Source organism: Guptibacillus spartinae (assembly GCF_028610625.1).
Lineage (GTDB): Bacteria > Bacillota > Bacilli > Bacillales > Guptibacillaceae > Guptibacillus > Guptibacillus spartinae.
Genome location: NZ_JAQQWU010000002.1, coordinates 291190 through 309879 on the forward strand (window position 1 = coordinate 291190; position 18690 = coordinate 309879).

At 40.8% G+C, this 18690-nt stretch carries 14 protein-coding genes, 1 other RNA gene, 1 pseudogene and 1 other annotated feature; of the genes and pseudogenes, 2 read left to right on the plus strand and 14 right to left on the minus strand.

What is annotated here, in order from left to right; genetic code table 11:
• Nucleotides 1-386 precede the first annotated feature (386 nt).
• The 4 genes from ssrS to PQ511_RS05475 all read right to left on the minus strand — a co-directional run bounded on the left by ssrS (nt 387) and on the right by PQ511_RS05475 (nt 4291).
• A non-coding RNA gene (gene ssrS, locus PQ511_RS05460) (6S RNA) lies at nt 387-570 on the minus strand.
• 79 nt (nt 571-649) lie between these two features.
• Nucleotides 650-2437 (minus strand): aspartate--tRNA ligase, encoded by a 1788-nt coding sequence (gene aspS, locus PQ511_RS05465; protein ID WP_273850905.1) that lies wholly within the window; start codon nt 2435-2437, stop codon nt 650-652.
• Nucleotides 2434-3720: a histidine--tRNA ligase gene (hisS, locus tag PQ511_RS05470; RefSeq protein WP_273850906.1), complete on the minus strand. Its 1287-nt coding sequence runs from the start codon at nt 3718-3720 to the stop codon at nt 2434-2436. Before hisS ends, aspS begins: the two co-directional genes overlap by 4 nt.
• A 101-nt stretch (nt 3721-3821) precedes the next feature.
• Nucleotides 3822-4046, minus strand: a binding site (T-box leader).
• A 71-nt stretch (nt 4047-4117) separates the two neighbouring features.
• Complete coding sequence (locus PQ511_RS05475; RefSeq protein WP_098444369.1) at nt 4118-4291, minus strand: RNA polymerase subunit sigma-70; 174 nt, start codon at nt 4289-4291, stop codon at nt 4118-4120.
• A 131-nt stretch (nt 4292-4422) separates the two neighbouring features.
• On the opposite strand from PQ511_RS05475, the gene PQ511_RS05480 reads away from it, so the two are divergent.
• On the plus strand, nt 4423-5847 hold the full coding sequence (locus tag PQ511_RS05480) for an N-acetylmuramoyl-L-alanine amidase family protein (protein WP_273850907.1): 1425 nt from the start codon (nt 4423-4425) through the stop codon (nt 5845-5847).
• A 96-nt stretch (nt 5848-5943) separates the two neighbouring features.
• Here the strand turns inward: PQ511_RS05480 and dtd are convergent, their stop codons facing one another.
• The 9 genes and pseudogenes from dtd to PQ511_RS05530 form a co-directional block, all read right to left on the minus strand.
• Complete coding sequence (gene dtd, locus PQ511_RS05485; protein WP_273850908.1) at nt 5944-6387, minus strand: D-aminoacyl-tRNA deacylase; 444 nt, start codon at nt 6385-6387, stop codon at nt 5944-5946.
• A 19-nt stretch (nt 6388-6406) separates the two neighbouring features.
• Nucleotides 6407-8569 carry a RelA/SpoT family protein gene (locus PQ511_RS05490; RefSeq protein ID WP_420541663.1) on the minus strand — a complete coding sequence of 721 codons (2163 nt, stop codon included), beginning with the start codon at nt 8567-8569 and terminating at the stop codon, nt 6407-6409.
• Nucleotides 8570-8756: 187 nt separating this feature from the next.
• Nucleotides 8757-9269: an adenine phosphoribosyltransferase gene (locus PQ511_RS05495; RefSeq protein ID WP_273850910.1), complete on the minus strand. Its 513-nt coding sequence runs from the start codon at nt 9267-9269 to the stop codon at nt 8757-8759.
• Nucleotides 9270-11624: a single-stranded-DNA-specific exonuclease RecJ gene (gene recJ / locus PQ511_RS05500; RefSeq protein WP_273850911.1), complete on the minus strand. Its 2355-nt coding sequence runs from the start codon at nt 11622-11624 to the stop codon at nt 9270-9272.
• Between the two features lie 133 nt (nt 11625-11757).
• Nucleotides 11758-12093, minus strand: a complete 336-nt coding sequence (locus tag PQ511_RS05505) for a LapA family protein (protein WP_273850912.1) — start codon at nt 12091-12093, stop codon at nt 11758-11760.
• A gap of 36 nt (nt 12094-12129) precedes the next feature.
• A complete protein-coding gene (locus PQ511_RS05510) occupies nt 12130-13035 on the minus strand; it encodes a cation diffusion facilitator family transporter (protein ID WP_273850913.1) in 906 nt (301 codons plus the stop codon).
• Nucleotides 13036-13162: 127 nt separating this feature from the next.
• Nucleotides 13163-15377, minus strand: a pseudogene (gene secDF, locus PQ511_RS23645) (protein translocase subunit SecDF).
• Between the two features lie 108 nt (nt 15378-15485).
• A complete protein-coding gene (locus PQ511_RS05525; protein ID WP_273850916.1) occupies nt 15486-15743 on the minus strand; it encodes a post-transcriptional regulator in 258 nt (85 codons plus the stop codon).
• A gap of 68 nt (nt 15744-15811) precedes the next feature.
• Nucleotides 15812-16297 (minus strand): COG2426 family protein, encoded by a 486-nt coding sequence (locus tag PQ511_RS05530; protein WP_273850917.1) that lies wholly within the window; start codon nt 16295-16297, stop codon nt 15812-15814.
• 120 nt (nt 16298-16417) lie between these two features.
• Here PQ511_RS05530 and spoVB point away from each other — a divergent pair, with 120 nt between their 5' ends.
• Nucleotides 16418-17965 (plus strand): stage V sporulation protein B, encoded by a 1548-nt coding sequence (gene spoVB / locus PQ511_RS05535; protein ID WP_273850918.1) that lies wholly within the window; start codon nt 16418-16420, stop codon nt 17963-17965.
• Nucleotides 17966-18005: 40 nt separating this feature from the next.
• Here the strand turns inward: spoVB and PQ511_RS05540 are convergent, their stop codons facing one another.
• Entirely contained in the window at nt 18006-18671 is a 666-nt protein-coding gene (locus PQ511_RS05540) for a YetF domain-containing protein (RefSeq protein ID WP_273850919.1), read from the minus strand.
• Nucleotides 18672-18690 lie beyond the last annotated feature (19 nt).

Sequence of the window (18690 nt, forward strand, 5' to 3'; positions counted from 1 at the left end):
ATATCGCAGTTTCTGCGAGTCGTAGCTGGATCTACGAAAAGCGAAAGTGGGCGTTTAGACACGGCAGGCACTGGAGCCTTTTCGTTTGAACACGCTCTTTGTGTTCGGATGAAAAGGTGAAGTGACCGAGTGTCTGCCCACTGCAGCTAGATCTACGAAAAGCGGAAGCGCCCGATTAGCCTCGACAAGCGCTGGAGCCCCACAAAAAGAACACGCTCTTTGTGTTCATTTTGTGGGGTGAAGCGATCGAGAGGCTGGGTGCTGCAGCTAGATCTACGAAAAGCGGAAGCGCCCGTTTAGACACGGCAGGCCTTCAATTCTATAAAAACAAAGAAAGCATCCACTCAAAACATGAGCGGATGCTTTATTAATTGTCATAAAAAAAGAAGAGCCCCAACTGTGCCGTCCTTTCCATAATTGTTGAACCTGCATTGGCAGGTGGGTGCCCTATTCCATTCTCCGTACGTCCTCAGCTACCGAGGCATGTACTTTGAACGGAAAGAATCAGGCTCCCGTTGTAAAAGTGTTGGCTCAAATTATTATGGAAGTAAACGTACACTTCAGGACTCTTCGTTAACTTGTAATTGAATTATAGCAGACCTTCAAACCGATTTCAATCTTCGTGCATTAGGTCCATTTTATTATTTTTTTATTCCTTTTCAGCAGCCACTGGCTTCTTAGCAAGCTCAAGGTGAAGCTCTTTTAACTGGTCTTCGCTAACTGGAGAAGGTGCTTCTGTTAACAAGCAACTAGCGCTTGCCGTTTTAGGGAATGCAATCGTGTCGCGAAGGTTAGTTCTACCAGCTAGCAACATCACAAGACGATCAAGACCGAATGCGATTCCGCCATGTGGGGGTGTTCCATATTCAAATGCTTCCAGTAGGAAACCAAACTCAGCCTCTGCTTCTTCTTTTGTAAAGCCTAGCGCTTTAAACATTTTCTCTTGAACATCCCGTTGGAAAATACGCTGTGAGCCTCCACCTAACTCATAACCGTTTAGAACAAGGTCATAGGCATCTGCACGAACTTTTCCAGGCTCTTCCTCGAGAAGATGAAGATCTTCTTTCAAAGGCATTGTAAATGGATGGTGTTCAGCAAAATAGCGATCTGCTTCCTCATCATAACTCATCAGCGGGAAGTCCATGACCCAAAGGAAATTAAACTTAGAATAGTCAATAAGATTAAGATCTTTTCCAAGTTTTGAACGAAGAGAACCGAGACTATCTGCTACGACAGATTTACTGTCAGCTACGAACAGAAGAAGGTCACCTGCTTCTGCATCAAAAGCTTCTTTCAGTTGCGCAGTAAGAGCTTCGTTAAAGAATTTAGAAATAGGTCCTTTCAAACCTTCTTCTTCCACTTTTAACCATGCGAGACCTTTTGCTTTGTATGTTTTCACATATTCTGTTAAAGCATCGATATCTTTACGTGAGTATTCGCTAGCAGCGCCTTTCGCATTAATTCCTTTAACAGCTCCTCCAGAAGCAACAGCTCCAGAGAACACTTTAAAATCAGAGTCTTTTACAAGTTCTGATACGTCCACAAATTCCATCTCAAAACGTGTATCAGGTTTATCAGAGCCATATCGATTCATCGCTTCGGCATGAGTCATACGCTGGAACGGGGCATTTATTTCTATCCCCTTCGTTTCTTTTAATACCGCGCTCATCATTTCTTCCATCATTTTAATCAAATCTTCTTTCGAAAGGAACGATGTTTCAATGTCGACTTGAGTAAATTCAGGTTGACGATCCGCTCGAAGGTCTTCATCACGGAAGCAGCGAACAACCTGGTAATATCGCTCAAAACCTGAAACCATCAATAGTTGCTTGAACAGCTGAGGAGACTGTGGAAGCGCGTAGAATTCACCTTCGTGAACACGGCTTGGAACAAGATAGTCACGAGCTCCCTCAGGGGTACTTTTCGTTAGCATTGGTGTTTCAATTTCAAGGAATTCATTTTGATCTAAAAAGTCACGTATTACCTTTGTTGTGCGATGACGAAGCTTGAACGTTTCTTGCATCACCGGACGGCGTAAATCCAAGTAACGATATTTCAATCGGATATCTTCGCCAACCTCTACGTCGTTTGCAATGCTAATGGGAGGATTTTTAGCTGCATTAAGAATTTCAAGTGATTCAGCATGTACTTCAATGGAGCCTGTTGGAAGATTTGGGTTTACTGTTCCTTCTCCACGTGCCACCACTTTCCCCGTTATGCCAAGAACATATTCATTTCTTACATTTTCCGCTAGTTCTAGAGCTTCTTTTGATAGATCCGGGTTAAAAACAACTTGTACGATCCCTGAACGGTCTCTAAAATCAATAAAGATCAACCCGCCAAGATCACGACGTTTTTGAACCCACCCTTTCAACTCGACTGTTTCTCCAATTTCATTTTCACGAATTGTTCCGCATGCATGGCTTCTTCCGATCATTCTCCAACTTCCTCCTTTAATTTCTTAACAAGATAGCGATCTACTTCTGAGAGGCTTATTGCTTCCTGCTCACCAGTGTTCATATCTTTTATATTAATTTCATTTTTCTCGATTTCTTCATCACCTAAGATGGCAACAAATTTTGAGTTTAGTCGATTAGCCGCTTTAAACTGTCCTTTCATCTTCTTATCAAGATAGTCACGCTCAGTGGAAAGTCCAGCTTTTCTAAGTGTTTGAACAAGACCGTTAGAAACTTTCTGTGCTTCCTCGCCCATTGTGACAACATAGCAATCAATCGTCTTTTCGATCGGTAGGTCTACGCCTTCTGCTTCTAACGCCATTAACAAGCGTTCAATACTCATCGCAAACCCAATTCCTGGCGTTGATGGGCCACCCATCTCTTCAACTAGGCCGTTATAACGACCACCACCGCTAAGTGTGGTAATCGCACCAAATCCGTCAGCGTCGCTCATAATCTCAAATGCCGTGTGATTATAATAATCCAGTCCACGTACAAGGCGATCATCAAGAACATATTCGATTCCCATTTGATCCAATGCTTCTTTGACTTTAGCAAAATAAGTGGAAGAATCTTCATTCAAGTAATCAATGATAGATGGTGCAGTCGCCATTAATTCATGATCACGATCCTTTTTACAATCCAAAATGCGGAGTGGGTTTTTCTCGAGACGACTTTGACAGTCACTACAAAACTCTCCAATTCTCGGTTCAAAATGGTTAATAAGTGCTTCTCGGTGAGCTTCACGACTTTCTTTATCGCCAAGACTATTCAAATAAAGCTTAAGTTTTTTAAGCCCCAATTCTTGATACAAGCTCATCGCAAGAGCAATTACCTCTGCATCAATAGAAGGATCATTACTACCAAGCGCCTCAATCCCGAACTGAACAAACTGTCTCATACGTCCTGATTGAGGCCGTTCATATCGAAACATAGGGCCGATATAATACAATTTAACGGGCTGCTCAGGTAAACCGTACATTTTGTTATTCACATATGCACGAACGGCTGAAGCCGTTCCCTCAGGACGAAGTGTTAAGCTACGATTTCCTCGATCTTCAAATGTATACATTTCTTTTTGAACGATATCTGTTGTATCGCCAACACCGCGTTGGAACAACTCGGTGTGTTCAAAAATGGGTGTGCGTAGTTCATGATAATTATATCTACGGCAAATATCTCTCGCCTTATTTTCAATGTATTGCCATAACTCTGAAGTTCCAGGAACAATATCCTGTGTACCTCTAGGAATTTGAAAACTCATTCTTTATCCTCCTTTAATCACTTACAAGAAGCTCTCCTCGACTAAACTGAAGCAGTAAAGCTATTTTTGGATACAAAAAAACTCCCATCCCTGAATCGAAATTCAGGGACGAGAGTTACCCGCGGTGCCACCCTAATGGAAGGACGAATCCTTCCTCTTAAAACAGTTAACGCCTGTTTACGTCATCCCCTACTGAGTGACCTGTTCGGAGACGATCCTTGGAAGTGTCTTTCAAAAAAGCGGTATCGAGAAATGCTCTCAGCCTAACGGCATTTCCTCTCTGCTCAACCCTGACTTTTTTTACTTTTCTTCCTCATCGGAGCTTCGTATCGATTTACTGAATTGTTTTCTATCATACGAGTCAGCGTTTTTTTTGTCAAGTGTATTAAGGGTAGTTTTACCTTTTCATTTTTTGTTTCATGATTTTAACACTTTTTAGCGAAAGACCAAATTCTTCTGCAAGTTCCATATTTGACAAACACTGTTCTTTTTGTAGAAAATCATGAAAGTCGACGCCAAATTCTGGTTGGGACATGTTGTAGCTCATCATTTCTTTATTCGTGGATCGCATGAAAGCTCACCCTCTTCGTATATTATTTTCTTAGTTTCACCAAAAATCAGTGGTTTTACAACTAAACGAAGGAATCTTTTCATCCGATAAAGAAATTATCTAAGCTAAGGTTTATTGAAAGGAGATTTCCATTGAAAAGAACGATTTTTATGGCCTTATTTTTCATAGCGATTCTTACTCCTCATACAGTATCAGCTAGCAGTGCTTTTTTCGAACAAACGGTTAATGTTCGATCACAAGCATCTATTTCGTCTACAATTATTGCTCAAGTGCATCAAGGCGACAAAGCAACGATCATGGAGAAGCAAGATGATTGGCTATATGTAGAGCTTGCTACGGGAGAAAAAGGTTGGGTAGCTAGCCGGTACGCAAGGTTAACGACAGATACAGAAAATGAGCAAACGATTCAATCGACTGTATCTGATTTACAAGTACGATCTGGTCCAGGCAAAGAATACAAAACTCTTGGAAGTATTTCTCAAGATAGCGAATGGAACGTTTTAAGGAGCGAAGGTGATTGGATTTCAATCGATTATAACGGACAAACAGGTTGGGTGGCTTCATGGTTAGTAAATTCAGCGTCTCAAGAGAATGAACAGCTCTCCGGTACAAATAAAGAAGTCATGACACGACTGTTAAATGTTCGAGAAATGCCTGGAACAGAAAATCGCATTTTATCTCAGCTTCCTTCAGGTTCAGTCGTCGAAGAAATGAAAACAGAGAATAATTGGAGTTTCATCCGATATGCCAATGGACAAACAGGTTGGGTGGACAGCACCTACTTAAAAAATACCGACAAGAAGGAAGAAGAAGGATTTGCAACGATCCTTTATCACGCAACGAACCTTAGAAGCGGTCCAGGGTTAAGCTATCGTGTGATTGAGCAAGCAGCGACCCATGAGCGCTACCAAATCGTCGAAATGGAAGGTAACTGGTATCGCATTCTCCTTTCTGATGGGCGTACAGCTTACGTAGCAGATTGGGTCGTTACCACCGCTTCAAAACTTTCAACTTCACCCGCATTCAATTCAGGAAAAACAGTCGTTCTCGATGCTGGGCACGGTGGCTTTGATAGTGGAGCCTTAGGAGTTACTACGCTAGAAAAAATTCTTACGCTTAAAACCACCACCTCTATTGCTGAAAAATTAAAAAATGCAGGTGTAGAGGTTATTTTAACAAGAAATGATGATACCTTTATTTCCCTTGCAGAACGAACGATGACATCCGAGCGCTATCAGGCAGATGCTTTTATTAGCATTCATTTTGATAGCACTGTCGATCCAACGGCAAATGGTACCACTACTTATTATTACGAGGACGGAGATATGCCACTTGCCACGGCGATCCACACTGAGATTGGCGACGATACTTCACTCCGAGATCGCGGCATACGGTTTGGAAATTACTATGTACTTCGAAATAATCAGCAGCCTTCCGTTCTTCTTGAGCTTGGCTTTCTTTCTAACCCATGGGAAGAGCAATTAGTAAATAGGGCAGCGTATCAAAATAACATAACAACAGAAATTTCAAATGGCATTCTTACTTTTTTGGAATGAGCGAAACATCGAGATTTCAACAATATAAGCTAATATAGCAAAAAAACAAATAGACAAATAGAGAAAAACCGCGCCCAAAAGGAACGCGGTTTTTCTCTATTCTTTACTTTCCATCACCAGAGTGACCGGACCATCATTCGTAAGCTGAACATCCATCATTTCTCCGAATATTCCAGTCTGTACGTCGAGGTCTTCTTTTCTAAGTAGCTCATTAAACTTCTCATAGAGAAGAATGGCATCAGAAGGCTTAGCTGCCTTCATAAAATTAGGACGCCTTCCTTTGCGACAATCCCCGTATAGAGTAAATTGTGAAATCGAAAGAATGGCCCCACCTTTATCTTTAACAGATAAATTCATGCGATCATTTTCATCTTCAAATATACGAAGGTTAGCAATCTTAGAAGCAAGATAAGCGGCATCTCCCTCTGTATCTTCGTGAGTGACGCCTAGAAGAACGACAAGTCCAGAATCAATCTGGCCTGTAGTCTCGCCTTTCACGGTGACTGAGGCATGCTTAGAACGTTGTATAACGGCTTTCATGAAGAACTTCCTTTCTACTTTACTGCATAATTCTGCGCACAGCATAAATATCTGGAATGCGCTTCACTCGCTCAACGACTTTCTGAAGATGAGCGGTATTCCGGATCGAAACGGTCATGCTGATCGTAGCCATTTTGTTGTTATCTGATCGACCAGAGACGGACGTCATATCCGTTTTAGTTTCAGCGACAGCTTGAAGAACTTCGTTCAAAAGCCCACGGCGATCAAATCCGCTGATTTCGATATCCACATTATAATTTTTGGGAGAGTCACTTTCCCATTCAACCTCTAAAAGACGCTCCTGCCCATTCTCTTCATTTACATTAGGGCAGTCTTTCCTGTGAATCGATACTCCTCTTCCCTTAGTAATGTATCCTACAATATCATCACCTGGAACAGGGTTACAGCATCGTGAAAGACGGATGAGCAGATTGTCGATCCCTTTCACTCGCACACCAGATTCTGCTCTCTTCGGAGGACGTGAAGGTGTATGTGTCTTACCTTCGATAATGGACTTCGCTAACTCTTCTTCCTGCTCTTTCGTCCGTTCTTTACGAGCTTTATCTGTCAGTCTTGTCGCAATTTGCGCAGCGGTAATTCCACCATAACCAACTGCTGCATACATATCTTCTTCACTTGTAAAGTTGAATTTTTTTGATACATTCGCTATGTTATCTGCTGTAAGAACAGCTTTTAACTCAAAACCATGGTTTTTAATTTCTTTTTCTACTAGTTCACGGCCCTTTTCTACATTTTCTTCACGCTTTTCTTTTTTAAACCACTGTTTAATTTTATTCTTAGCGTGAGAACTTTGACTAATTTTGAGCCAGTCTTTACTAGGACCATAAGAGTGCTTCGAAGTGAGAACTTCAACAATATCGCCGGTTTTTAATCGGTGATCGAGTGGTACCATTTTGCCATTCACTTTGGCACCAATACAATGATTACCGATTTCGGTATGAATACGGTAAGCGAAATCTAGAGGCACCGAGCCAGTTGGCAACTCAAAAACGTCTCCTTTAGGCGTAAAAACAAATACCATATCACTAAATAAATCAATCTTAAGTGATTCCATAAATTCTTCTGCATTAGATACATCATTTTGCCATTCAAGGATCTGTCTAAACCAAGAAAGCTTTTTCTCAAAAGAGCTATTCACTTGATTTTCGTCGCCTTCTTTGTAGGCCCAATGCGCAGCAATCCCGTATTCCGCAACTTTGTGCATATCAGAAGTTCGAATTTGCACCTCGAGCGGATCACCTTTTGGACCAATAACAGTCGTATGAAGCGATTGATACATATTTGCTTTTGGCATAGCGATGTAATCTTTGAAACGCCCTGGCATAGGCTTCCAGCAAGTATGAATAATACCTAGCACAGCATAACAATCTTTAATGCTGTTTACGACAATACGGACCGCTAGTAAATCGTAAATTTCATTAAATTGCTTATGTTGCTTAGCCATTTTGCGATAAATACTATAAATATGTTTGGGACGACCAGAAATTTCCGCGTCAATAGACACTTCTTTAACACGTTCTTGAATTTCATCCACTACTTCGTGCACAAATCCTTCACGCTCGGCTCGTTTTTTCTGCATTAAGTTCACAATACGGTAATATTGCTGTGGATTTAAATAGCGAAGTGCTGTATCCTCCAGCTCCCACTTAATGGTGGAAATCCCAAGACGATGCGCAAGCGGCGCAAAAATTTCAAGTGTCTCATTTGCCTTTTGCATCTGTTTTTCTTTTGGCATGTGCTTCAATGTCCGCATGTTATGAAGACGATCTGCCAGTTTAATGAGAATGCACCTGATATCTTGTGCCATGGCAATCATCATTTTACGATGATTTTCTGCTTGTTGCTCACGCTTTGATTTATACTTGATTTTTTTCAGTTTTGTTACGCCGTCGACAAGCATGGCGAGTTCAGGACTGAATTCATCAGAAATTTGCTCAAGCGTTACGTCAGTGTCTTCGACGACATCATGAAGAAAGCCCCCTGCAACTGTAACGGGGTCCACTTCAAGATTCACAAGAATGCCAGCAACCTCAATAGGATGAATAATATAGGGTTCACCCGATTTACGGTACTGGCCTTCATGTGCGTTTCGCGCGTATTCATATGCTCTATTAAGATAGGAGAGATCGTCTTCAGACAAATACTGCTCCGCTCTTTCCATCACTTCTTCTATCGTCATCAAATCACCTTGATTACTGTTGGTATATTGCTTCTATTATCGTTAAAAAAAGTCAGCATGTAAAGAGATTAAGAGAAAAATGTCGTTTTTCCCACTTGTTCATACCAAAATCACCTTGATAAAGGTTCATAAAGAGAAAGAGCGTCCGGTAATTCGGACACTCCAGTCTTTAGTATGTCATTAACGTAAAGATATCATGACGATCAAGATTTTTACGACCTTCAAGATAGGAAAGTTCAATCATGAAAGCAAGTCCTACTACGACTCCTCCAAGCATTTCTACAAGTTCAATTGTCGCATTAATCGTACCGCCTGTAGCAAGTAAATCATCCGTGATTAAGACTCTTTGCCCCGGTTTAATCGCATCCTTATGAATCGTAAGGACGTCTTTTCCGTATTCAAGACCATAGTCTACTTTAGCTACTTCACGTGGTAATTTGCCTTCTTTTCGAACAGGCACAAAACCAACACCCAGGATATATGAAACTGGGCATCCTACGATAAATCCTCTTGCTTCTGGTCCTACAATAACATCAACATTTTTATCTTTCGCGAAATCCGCAATATCATTTACGACTCCACGATAAGCTTCGCCGTTTTGCATTAACGGAGTGATGTCTTTAAAACGAATACCCTCTTTCGGATAATCTTCAACCACTGCGATATAATCTTTATAATTCATTTACTTAATGGCCTCCTCAGTGCTATTGAAACAATTAACTGATTGATCGAACCAACTTTTCAAAGCATGATAGGAGGAATAGCAAAAATCATTTTCGAGCTTTGCCTTTTCAAGCTTACTCCTATACGTTTTAGAAGAAGTTAATTCCGTTTTGACAGATTGTGGATTTAGTGAAATCAGTCCATTATCCATTGTAACAAAATCTAGCTCAAAAAACACCTCTGACATAAAAGGGACCGTTTCTTTTGACCATCCTTTATGTTTGGCGAGTTTTTCAGCATCCCGTAAATGGAAACTCCCTTTTTTCATTAAAAAAGCATAGAACCATTTGAAATCTTCCCGTGACGGTAGGGTTGAGAAAAAATGATCTTCCTCATGTTCAAATACTGCATACGTACGATCTGGTAAACCGCCTGAGCGAAATAGATTTACAAGCTCTTCTTCTAGGTCAGGAAGATCAAGCAGCATCACATACTTTTCCTCAAATGATAAGTCTTGTTCTGAAGGATTAGTCACAACATAATCCTTCCAGTTATCAAGACCAAGTTTTGTGACCGTGTTATTTTGAAAAGCCACCATAACGAGCTTATCAAGAGGAAGTGTTTCCAGGCGTTTCGTTAAATCGCGTATGCCTCGGTAATCAAAAAGCTGCCATTCATTGACTGCAATATCTTTCACAAAAATTTGTGGTTTTCGAAGTCCGTTCCACTCATTGACAGTGAGCTGACCAATCACACTTACAGCTGCTCTTGAGGCAATTTCTTCAAAAGCATAGCCAAAATGAAAGCCTACTCCGTCAAGCGTTGAGCCATTTTCCTCAAGTCCCACCTTTAAATGATTGTCCTGACTACCAATTCGTCGTATTTGCGATAAATGAACATCTTTAAGCATCACAACTGGTTTCGGATTACTCACACCGAAAGGCGCTAGAAGATTCATTTCTTCAATCGTTTCGAGCGTTACATCTTCTACATGACAGTGAAGATCAACTTTGGTAAGCGGAGTTAGATCTTCATCCGTTAATTTTTCCAAAGCCTGATTGTTTAATCTTGATCGCAATTGATCGAGGTATTCTAGGTCAATGGTCATTCCCGCCGCCATCGGATGTCCACCAAAATGGGGGAGGATATCTCTACATTCTGAAAGATTCGCAAACATATCGAACGCTTCGATACTACGAGCGGAACCTTTTGCCACACCTTTTTCTCGATCAATACTCATTACAATCGTTGGACGGTAATATTTCTCAACCAGTCGAGAGGCGACAATCCCTATGACGCCTGCGTTCCATCCTTCTCTCGCAATAATGAGAACGCGATTGTTTTCATCACTTAAATGATTCGTTTCAACTTCTTCGATCGCTTCTTTCGTCATCGTATTTACAAGCTCTTGACGGTTTTTATTCAGAGCATCGATATCAGTGGCAAGCTGTTCTGCTAGCAACGGATCATCTGTTGTAAGTAGTTCAACAGCGGGATCTGCACTATCCAAACGTCCTGCCGCGTTTAGCCTTGGGCCTATTCCAAAACCAAGGTGCTCTTCGTTTAACTCCTGACCTTTCAAGCCACACACGTCCAAAAGCGCTTTAATTCCAGGTTTGCTTGAATTTTGAAGTGCTCGGATCCCTTCACTTGCAAGAAGACGATTCTCATCTTGAAGAGGAACTAAATCCGCAATTGTACCCATAGCAGCAATTTCTAGTAAATGTCCTGGAATCCGACCAAGTAAGGCGTGGGATAGTTTAAAGGCAACACCTACACCTGCTAGTCCCTTAAAAGGATAAGGGCAACCAGGTTTCTTTGGATTAATCGTTGCATAAGCATCTGGAAGTGCAGGTGGTGGCTCATGGTGATCAGTAATGATGAGATCAACACCTATTTCCTTTGCAACTTCAGCCTCATGGACTCCTGAAATACCGGTATCTACCGTTACAATTAGCTCATAACCGTCTTCTTTCGCCTGCCTAAAGGCCGCTTCGTTCGGGCCGTATCCTTCTGTAAATCGATTGGGGATATAGTAATCGAAAGCCGCACCAAGCTCACGTAACGTGTAAACTAATACGGTTGTACTACTCACTCCATCTGCATCATAATCCCCAAAAATTAGAATGCGTTCTTCAGAAGCGATTGCACGTTGAATTCTCTCAACCGCTTCCTTCATCCCGTCCATTAAGAACGGGTCATGATAGGTTAAGTTCTCTTTATATAAAAATCTTCTTGCTTCCTCTTCTCCACTGATACCTCGATTCACTAAAAGCGAAGCAGCAAGTCGAGAAATACCAAGTTCACTCTGGAGCCGATCAATGCTTGTTTCATCTGTTTCAGCTAGTTTCCAGCGCGTTTTAGACCTTAACATCGAATCACCTCTTAACCTGTTCATTATATATAGTTTACAAAGGTTTGACCATAGTTCAAGAAGAGGAATCTTATTCAGGTGCGTTTATTCACACTAAAAAAAGCCCTGATACAATCAAGGCTTTCACATTTTTTTATTCCCCGTCAGTTCCTGTTCCTTCATCCATTGCTTCTCCATCAAGTGGCGTGTGCACCGCTTTTGTTTCGGAAGCAACCGGCTCAGATTTTAACTTCTCATTTTCTCTTTGCAGCTTTTTAAGTTCTCTTTTCATTTTATAATATTTTACCATCCCGAATCCAAGGACAAGAATGGCTCCCATCAATACTGATCCTAATATAACAAGCACAAGTGGCCAATCGGAAGTACCAAACACGTAATTGACTTGAACTGGATCTACGTTCACAACAGAAAAAACGGCAATAATAAGGGCAAATAAAAGTGCTACAACTAATCCCCACTGTCCCTTCATTTTAATCTACCTCCTCTACTTCAATAACTTAATCCGTTAGCTCTTTTTTTCCTTTGGTTCATATGGATTTATATGCACTAACACATCATGAACCTCTTCCTCTTTAAGAAGGCGTTCCTTTACTGCCTTACCAATGTCATGGCCATCTTTAACAGAAATATCAGGATCTACACCTAACTTAATATCAATAATAACATAGTGCCCATGCTCTCTAGCATAAAACTCGTCGAGATTAACAACGCCCGGCATACCATTAATAACTTCCTTATACTCTAACGTATCTTCCTCATGTAAAACATGATCTAGCGTTGTGTGGATGGAATCATATCCAAGCTTCACAGCCATTTTTGCAATCAATACTGAAACAAAAATCCCTGCTATTGGATCAGCGTAAATAAGCCATGGTAAGTGAAGCTTACTTCCTAAAATGGCTCCCGCTATCCCAATTAAAACCGCTATCGAAGAATAAACATCTGAGCGATGTTCGTATGCATTAACGATTAGCGCATCGCTATTTATCTTTTTACCCAATCGGAACTTATATTGAAACATTACTTCTTTCACTACGATTGAAATTAACGCACCATACAGCGCAAGTGTTCCTGGAGCCTCGATTGGATTAAAAATCGCTTTCCCAGAACTGATGCCAATTTCTACTCCAACGAGTAATAACAAAACAGCCACGATAATAGCTGCGATTGACTCCGCTTTTCCATGACCATAAGGATGATCTTTATCCGGAGGGAGTTTCGCTGCCCGCAAACCTATAAAAACCGCAAAAGAGCCAGCAACGTCGGATGCCGAGTGTGCCGCATCTGCGATAAGAGCTCGACTATTGGAAATGGAACCAATCACCCCTTTTAATACGGCTAGTAAGATATTTCCCAGAATACCAACGATGGCTGCAATTTCTGCTTTTCGAAATCGTTCTTCTTTATTCATTTCTCCACCTCTTACAAATCCATTCCATTCATATAGCTTTTCCCTGATCTTAGGATCTCACACCCTACTTTAACATGGAAAAGCCATGGCCTAGGCCATGGCTTTCCTTCCTAAAGTATCCTATATCTTATACTTCACTTTCAGCAGGAGTGAATTTTTTCTTTTTCAACTGTTTTCCTTTCCACACTGCCCAAAGTTGAGAGGCAATAAAGAGAGAAGAGTATGTTCCGGCAACGAGACCAATCAATAGTGCAATCGCGAATGGTCTAATTGCTTCTCCACCAAAAATTGTTAGAGCAGCGGCCGCAAACACAACCGTAAGAACGGTATTAATCGAACGAGCAAGCGTTTGAACGAGACTTTTGTTCACCACACGTGCCACATCTTCAAACGTCTTTACTTTTTTCTCGAATTTCATATTTTCACGAATGCGGTCGAATGTCACGATCGTATCGTTAATGGAATAACCAACAATGGTCAACACTGCCGCAATAAATGTAATGTTGACTTCAATCTGTAGAATGCTGAATACAGCAATAATGAAAAATGCGTCATGAAATAGCGCCACAATCGCTGCGACACCTTGCAGCCATTCAAAGCGAATCGCCACGTAGAGAATAATCCCAACAGATGCTATAGCAAGAGCGATGAAAGCATTCTTAGCTAAATCGACAGCTACATCCGGGGAAACGGTACTAATATTAGGTTCAGCTCCGTACAGTTCTGTGAAATGATCTTTAATTATGGCAATCTCATCTTTTCCAAGCTCATCTTTAAATGCAGCAACTGCCATATCACCGCCACCTGAAAGCGTGACGGATTCAGGAGCAAATCCAAGATCATCAAATTCTTGGCTCACTTCTTCTGTTGTGAGCTTGTTATCTGATTGGAGATCCACACGAGAACCACTTGAAAAATCAATACCAAGATTTAACCCAAAGATCGCAATTGCTAAACCACCAAGAACAATTAATGCAAGTGAAATCGCAAAAAATTTATTCCGATGTTTAACGAAATCAAACTTAGTGTCTCTTATTTTAGAGCTCATCGATTTCACTCTCCTTTACGCCAAAAAGTCCGGGCTTCTTATTCAGTGCCCTGCTCTTGACCCATAGGCCGAGAAGAATCCGAGAACCCCACACGGCAGTCAAAAAGCTAACGACGATACTTGTAATTAACATAACCGCAAATCCTTTAACTGAGCTTGTCCCGTATGCAAATAGAACACCAGCAGCAATTAAAGTGGTAATGTTCGCATCAAAAATCGTTGTAAAGGATCGTCTTCCTCCAGCTTTAAAAGCTGACATAACCGATTTACCTGAACGCAATTCTTCTTTAATCCGTTCATAAGTAATGATGTTAGCATCAACTGCCATCCCGACACCGAGTATTAATGCGGCAATTCCCGGCAGAGTTAACACAGCATGCATCCAGTTAAACACAACAAGAATGAGATAGATATAGACGCTTAACGTAACGACAGCGATTGCCCCAGGCAAACGATAGTAAAACAGCATAAATAAGAAAATCAAGCCGATTCCAATAAATCCAGCCATTACTGTTTTATCGAGAGATTGCTCCCCAAACTGCGCGCCAACTGACGTTGAATAAATTTCATCAAGCTTTACAGGTAACGAGCCTGCATTTAATAGGTCTTTTAAATTTTCAGCTTCTTCTAACTGAAATGGCGGTCCAGATATGATGACGGTATTTTGAGAAAGTACTTGATTAACAGCAGGATCTGAAATGAACTTCTGCTCATCAGCTGGTTTTGTTACTTCCTCTTTATATGAATCGCCTTCTTCATAATCAAGCCAGATGACAAGTCGATTATCTGGTGGAGGCAGCTGACTAATTTCTCGCGTAATGTTAGCAAATTGCTCAGGTTTTTTTAATGTTACTTGAACGACTGGCTGATTGTTATCAAATACAACCTTCGCCGCTCCTTCTTTTAGATCCGCACCACTCATCTGCTCTTTGTCGTCCGTCGTACGGAACGTTAACTCCGCCTGGGTAGACAATAGCTCACGTGCCTGATTCTGGTCTTTCACTCCAGCAAGCTGCACGCGAATGCGATCATCGCCTTCGATTGTAATGCGGGGTTCTGAAACCCCAAGTACATTAATACGTTTGTACAGGGCACTTACTGTACTGTTTAACAAATCCTGACTAAGTTCCTGTCCTTCTTGAGCTGGTTCTACTTCATAAAGAACTTCAAATCCACCTTGTAGGTCAAGCCCTAATTTAATGTCTTTTGTAACACCCATGACGGTTGTTCCAATTAACCCGCCTAGCAAAAGGACGATCAGAAAGAACGCTACGATCCGGCCTTTTTTCACCATAAAAAAACTCCTCTCTAAACCCCCAACATTCTTGCTTATGTAAATCGCTTAACACACAATACTAACTATTATATCGAATGATGAATTTTTCTGTCAATTTCAGTCTTTTTAAACCGTGTTTTCAAAGGTTTTTGTTCCCTTATAGGCGTGGATGGTTAACCAATTCATATATTCGTTGACGGATAAACGCATTATTTCGTTCACCAATTGATGCAATTTCATTTCTCCTAGTTCATTGTTTTTTTCAAAACGTGCAAGGAGACACTCCCAGATTTCATCCATCGTCGCACCACTGTATCCTAACAAAAGAAATTCATCTCGCTTACTTTCAAGTGCTGGGGATACTTCTTTCTTCCAATCATTCATCCCTTGGTCTCCTCTCTTATTATTCTCTTCCAATCATTAATAATCAACCAAGCGTTAGCCTATCCAACTTAAAAAATCGAATAAATTGCTGCTCCTACTCCAAGTCCTGCAATAATGACACCCGTTAGGATGGATAGAAAGGCATATTTAAAACGAATGGCAAACAGAGCTGCAGCAACACACGCACTATAGGCTCCTGTCGTCGGAAGCGGGACAGCGGTGAACAAAATCAGCCCAATTGCGCCATACTTATCAACGTTTTTACTTTTGTTAATCGTTCTGTGGTAGAGCCAATCATAAAACCGTTTATAGATCTTGAATTTCATCAACCAATTACTTAAAGGATGAAAAAGAAGAAGTAACGGAATAATCGGCAATGCATTTCCTAAAAGGCTCAGTGAGAAAGCCTTAAAAAATGAAAAGTCAAACGTATACGCAAGAGGTATTCCACCCCTTAACTCTAATATTGGAAGTGCAGAAATCACAACGACAATCACTTCCTGAGGTAGAAAACTAAGGTTCTCTACAACAAACTGTTTAATTTCTTCTTTCATTAAAACACTCCTATATGCCTGTCATGCTTTGTCCCCTAATAAGCATATACATAGTGATAAAAAATATCTAGACTTTTCTACAATTTCTCAGGTGTATTCTGGATAGAAAGTAGGGAGTATATGTCAAAGCAAACCTTTCTTAGAGGGACACTGTTTCTCATCTTAGCTGGCTTAATCACTAAGGTATTAGGATTTATTAACCGTATAGTGATGGTTCGTGTGATGGGAGAAGAAGGTGTCGGTCTATATATGATGGCCGTACCTACCTTAATTTTAACGATCACGTTAACACGAATGGGGCTTCCTGTGGCAATCTCAAAAATGGTAGCCGAAGCAGATGCGGAAGGGAATCGTCAGAAGATTAAACAGATATTAATTGTTTCCCTTTCCATTACAACCGTTCTTAGCGTTATCTTTACGACGATGATGATCGTTGCAGCTCCTTTTTTGTCAAAAGAGGTGTTCACAGATGAACGGACATTCTATCCCCTTGTTGCCATCGCTCCAGTTGTCTCCATCGTGGCCCTTTCATCAGTGTTAAGAGGATATTTCCAGGGGTTACAAAACATGAGGCCTTCTGCTTACTCTCAAGTCATTGAACAGATCGTACGCATTTGCCTCGTGGCAGTTCTTACAGGAGCCTTTTTACCATATGGGGTCGAATTTGCTGCTGCTGGTGCCATGATTTCTGTCGTTCTCGGAGAACTGGCTTCACTTCTTTTCATGTTTTCCATGTTCAAAATGAAGAAGCGAATTAAAGTAAGAAGCGGTTTTTTCACTTATTTAAAAGGCGGCAGAGAAACTTTTAACAACTTAATGAGTATATCTTTACCTACAACTGGAAGCCAGCTCATTGGTTCTTTATCTTATTTTTTCGAACCAATTATGGTAGCCAGAAGTCTAGCGATTGCAGGAGTTGCTACTACGCTTGCTACGAAACAGTATGGTCACTTAACCGGACTTGCGATCCCACTTTTGTTTCTTCCAACCTTTATCACCTATTCTCTACAAGTTTCTCTCGTACCTGCTATTAGTGAAGCACATGCTCAGAAGCAGTATAAACAAATTCAACATCGGTTAAGTCAAGCGATTAGACTTTCGATGGTGGCAGGTGGCCTTTCGGTTGTGATCACTTACATCTTTGCCGTTCCTCTAATGGATATCATGTACAACGCTCCTCATGTCGCCATTTATGTACAAGTTATGGCCCCTTTCTTTTTCTTCTATTATTTTCAAGGGCCGCTTGCAGCCGCTCTTCAAGCATTAGATTTAGCTAAGGCTGCTATGATCAATAGTTTTATTGGCGCTGGAGTTAAACTGCTCGCCATCTTCTTTCTTGCATCTCGACCTGAGTTAGGCATTATGGGAGCTGCACTTGCCATTGTTATTGGTATTCTTCTCGTCACCCTTCTCCACTTCGCTACTTTAGTAAAAGCAATCGGTTTTTCACTCGTAATAAGTGATTTTTTAAAAGGCGTGACATCTATTCTTGCAACTGGAATCGTCGGCCATTTTCTTTATCAAACTTTCTCTTCGTCTGACTTACCTGGAACGATTTTCGCAATCACTGTCACTTCAATCATTTATTTTGTGATTTTACTAGCGCTTGGACTTATTAATCGACATGATTTAAGAAGAATGCCTTTCGTTGGTAAATTTATTCGCTGAATGTTTAACTAAATTCACCTAGGAAAAGTAACCGTTACGGTTACTTTTTCTCATTCTTTAAATCAATAAAAAAACTTCCATTTTTATGGAGAGAACAAAATGAAATCCGCTTTATATCTTTATGGCCCACTTTTCTAAGTTCTTGTCTAAGCCATAGCGCTGTTTTTCCAATTCGTTCAAGATGTTCCTCTTGAACCTTGCCATCTAGAATGAGAGGGAGAGGCATTAAGGTTGCCGGCTCTTCTTTTTTGTTATCTTCTTCTTTTTTAATAACCGAGAGCTTCCCAGAAGGTTCTAGGATTGCAAACTCTACATCTGAGACAGATGCAATGTTGTTCTCCCTCAATTGAATCAGAAGATCATCAAAGTTATAGCGCTGTTTTTTCATTTCAGTTTCATCAATTTTGCCGCGATCGATTAACACGGAAGGTTTACCATCCACTATTTCACGTACTTTTTCACTTTTTAGCGACACAAAAGCCATAAAGATCTGTATTAATACAAGTACCACCATTGGAACCATTGTATTTAACATTGGTGTCTGTGGGTCTTCTATAGACATGACAGCAAGTTCAGCAATCATAATAGATACTACAAAGTCCAGAATACTTAACTGGCCGATCTCCCGTTTCCCCATCACTCTAAAAACGAAAATAATAACAAAATATAAGACGAGCGTTCTTAAAATAATTGTCATGTATTCCATCCTTAATCCCTCCCTTCGA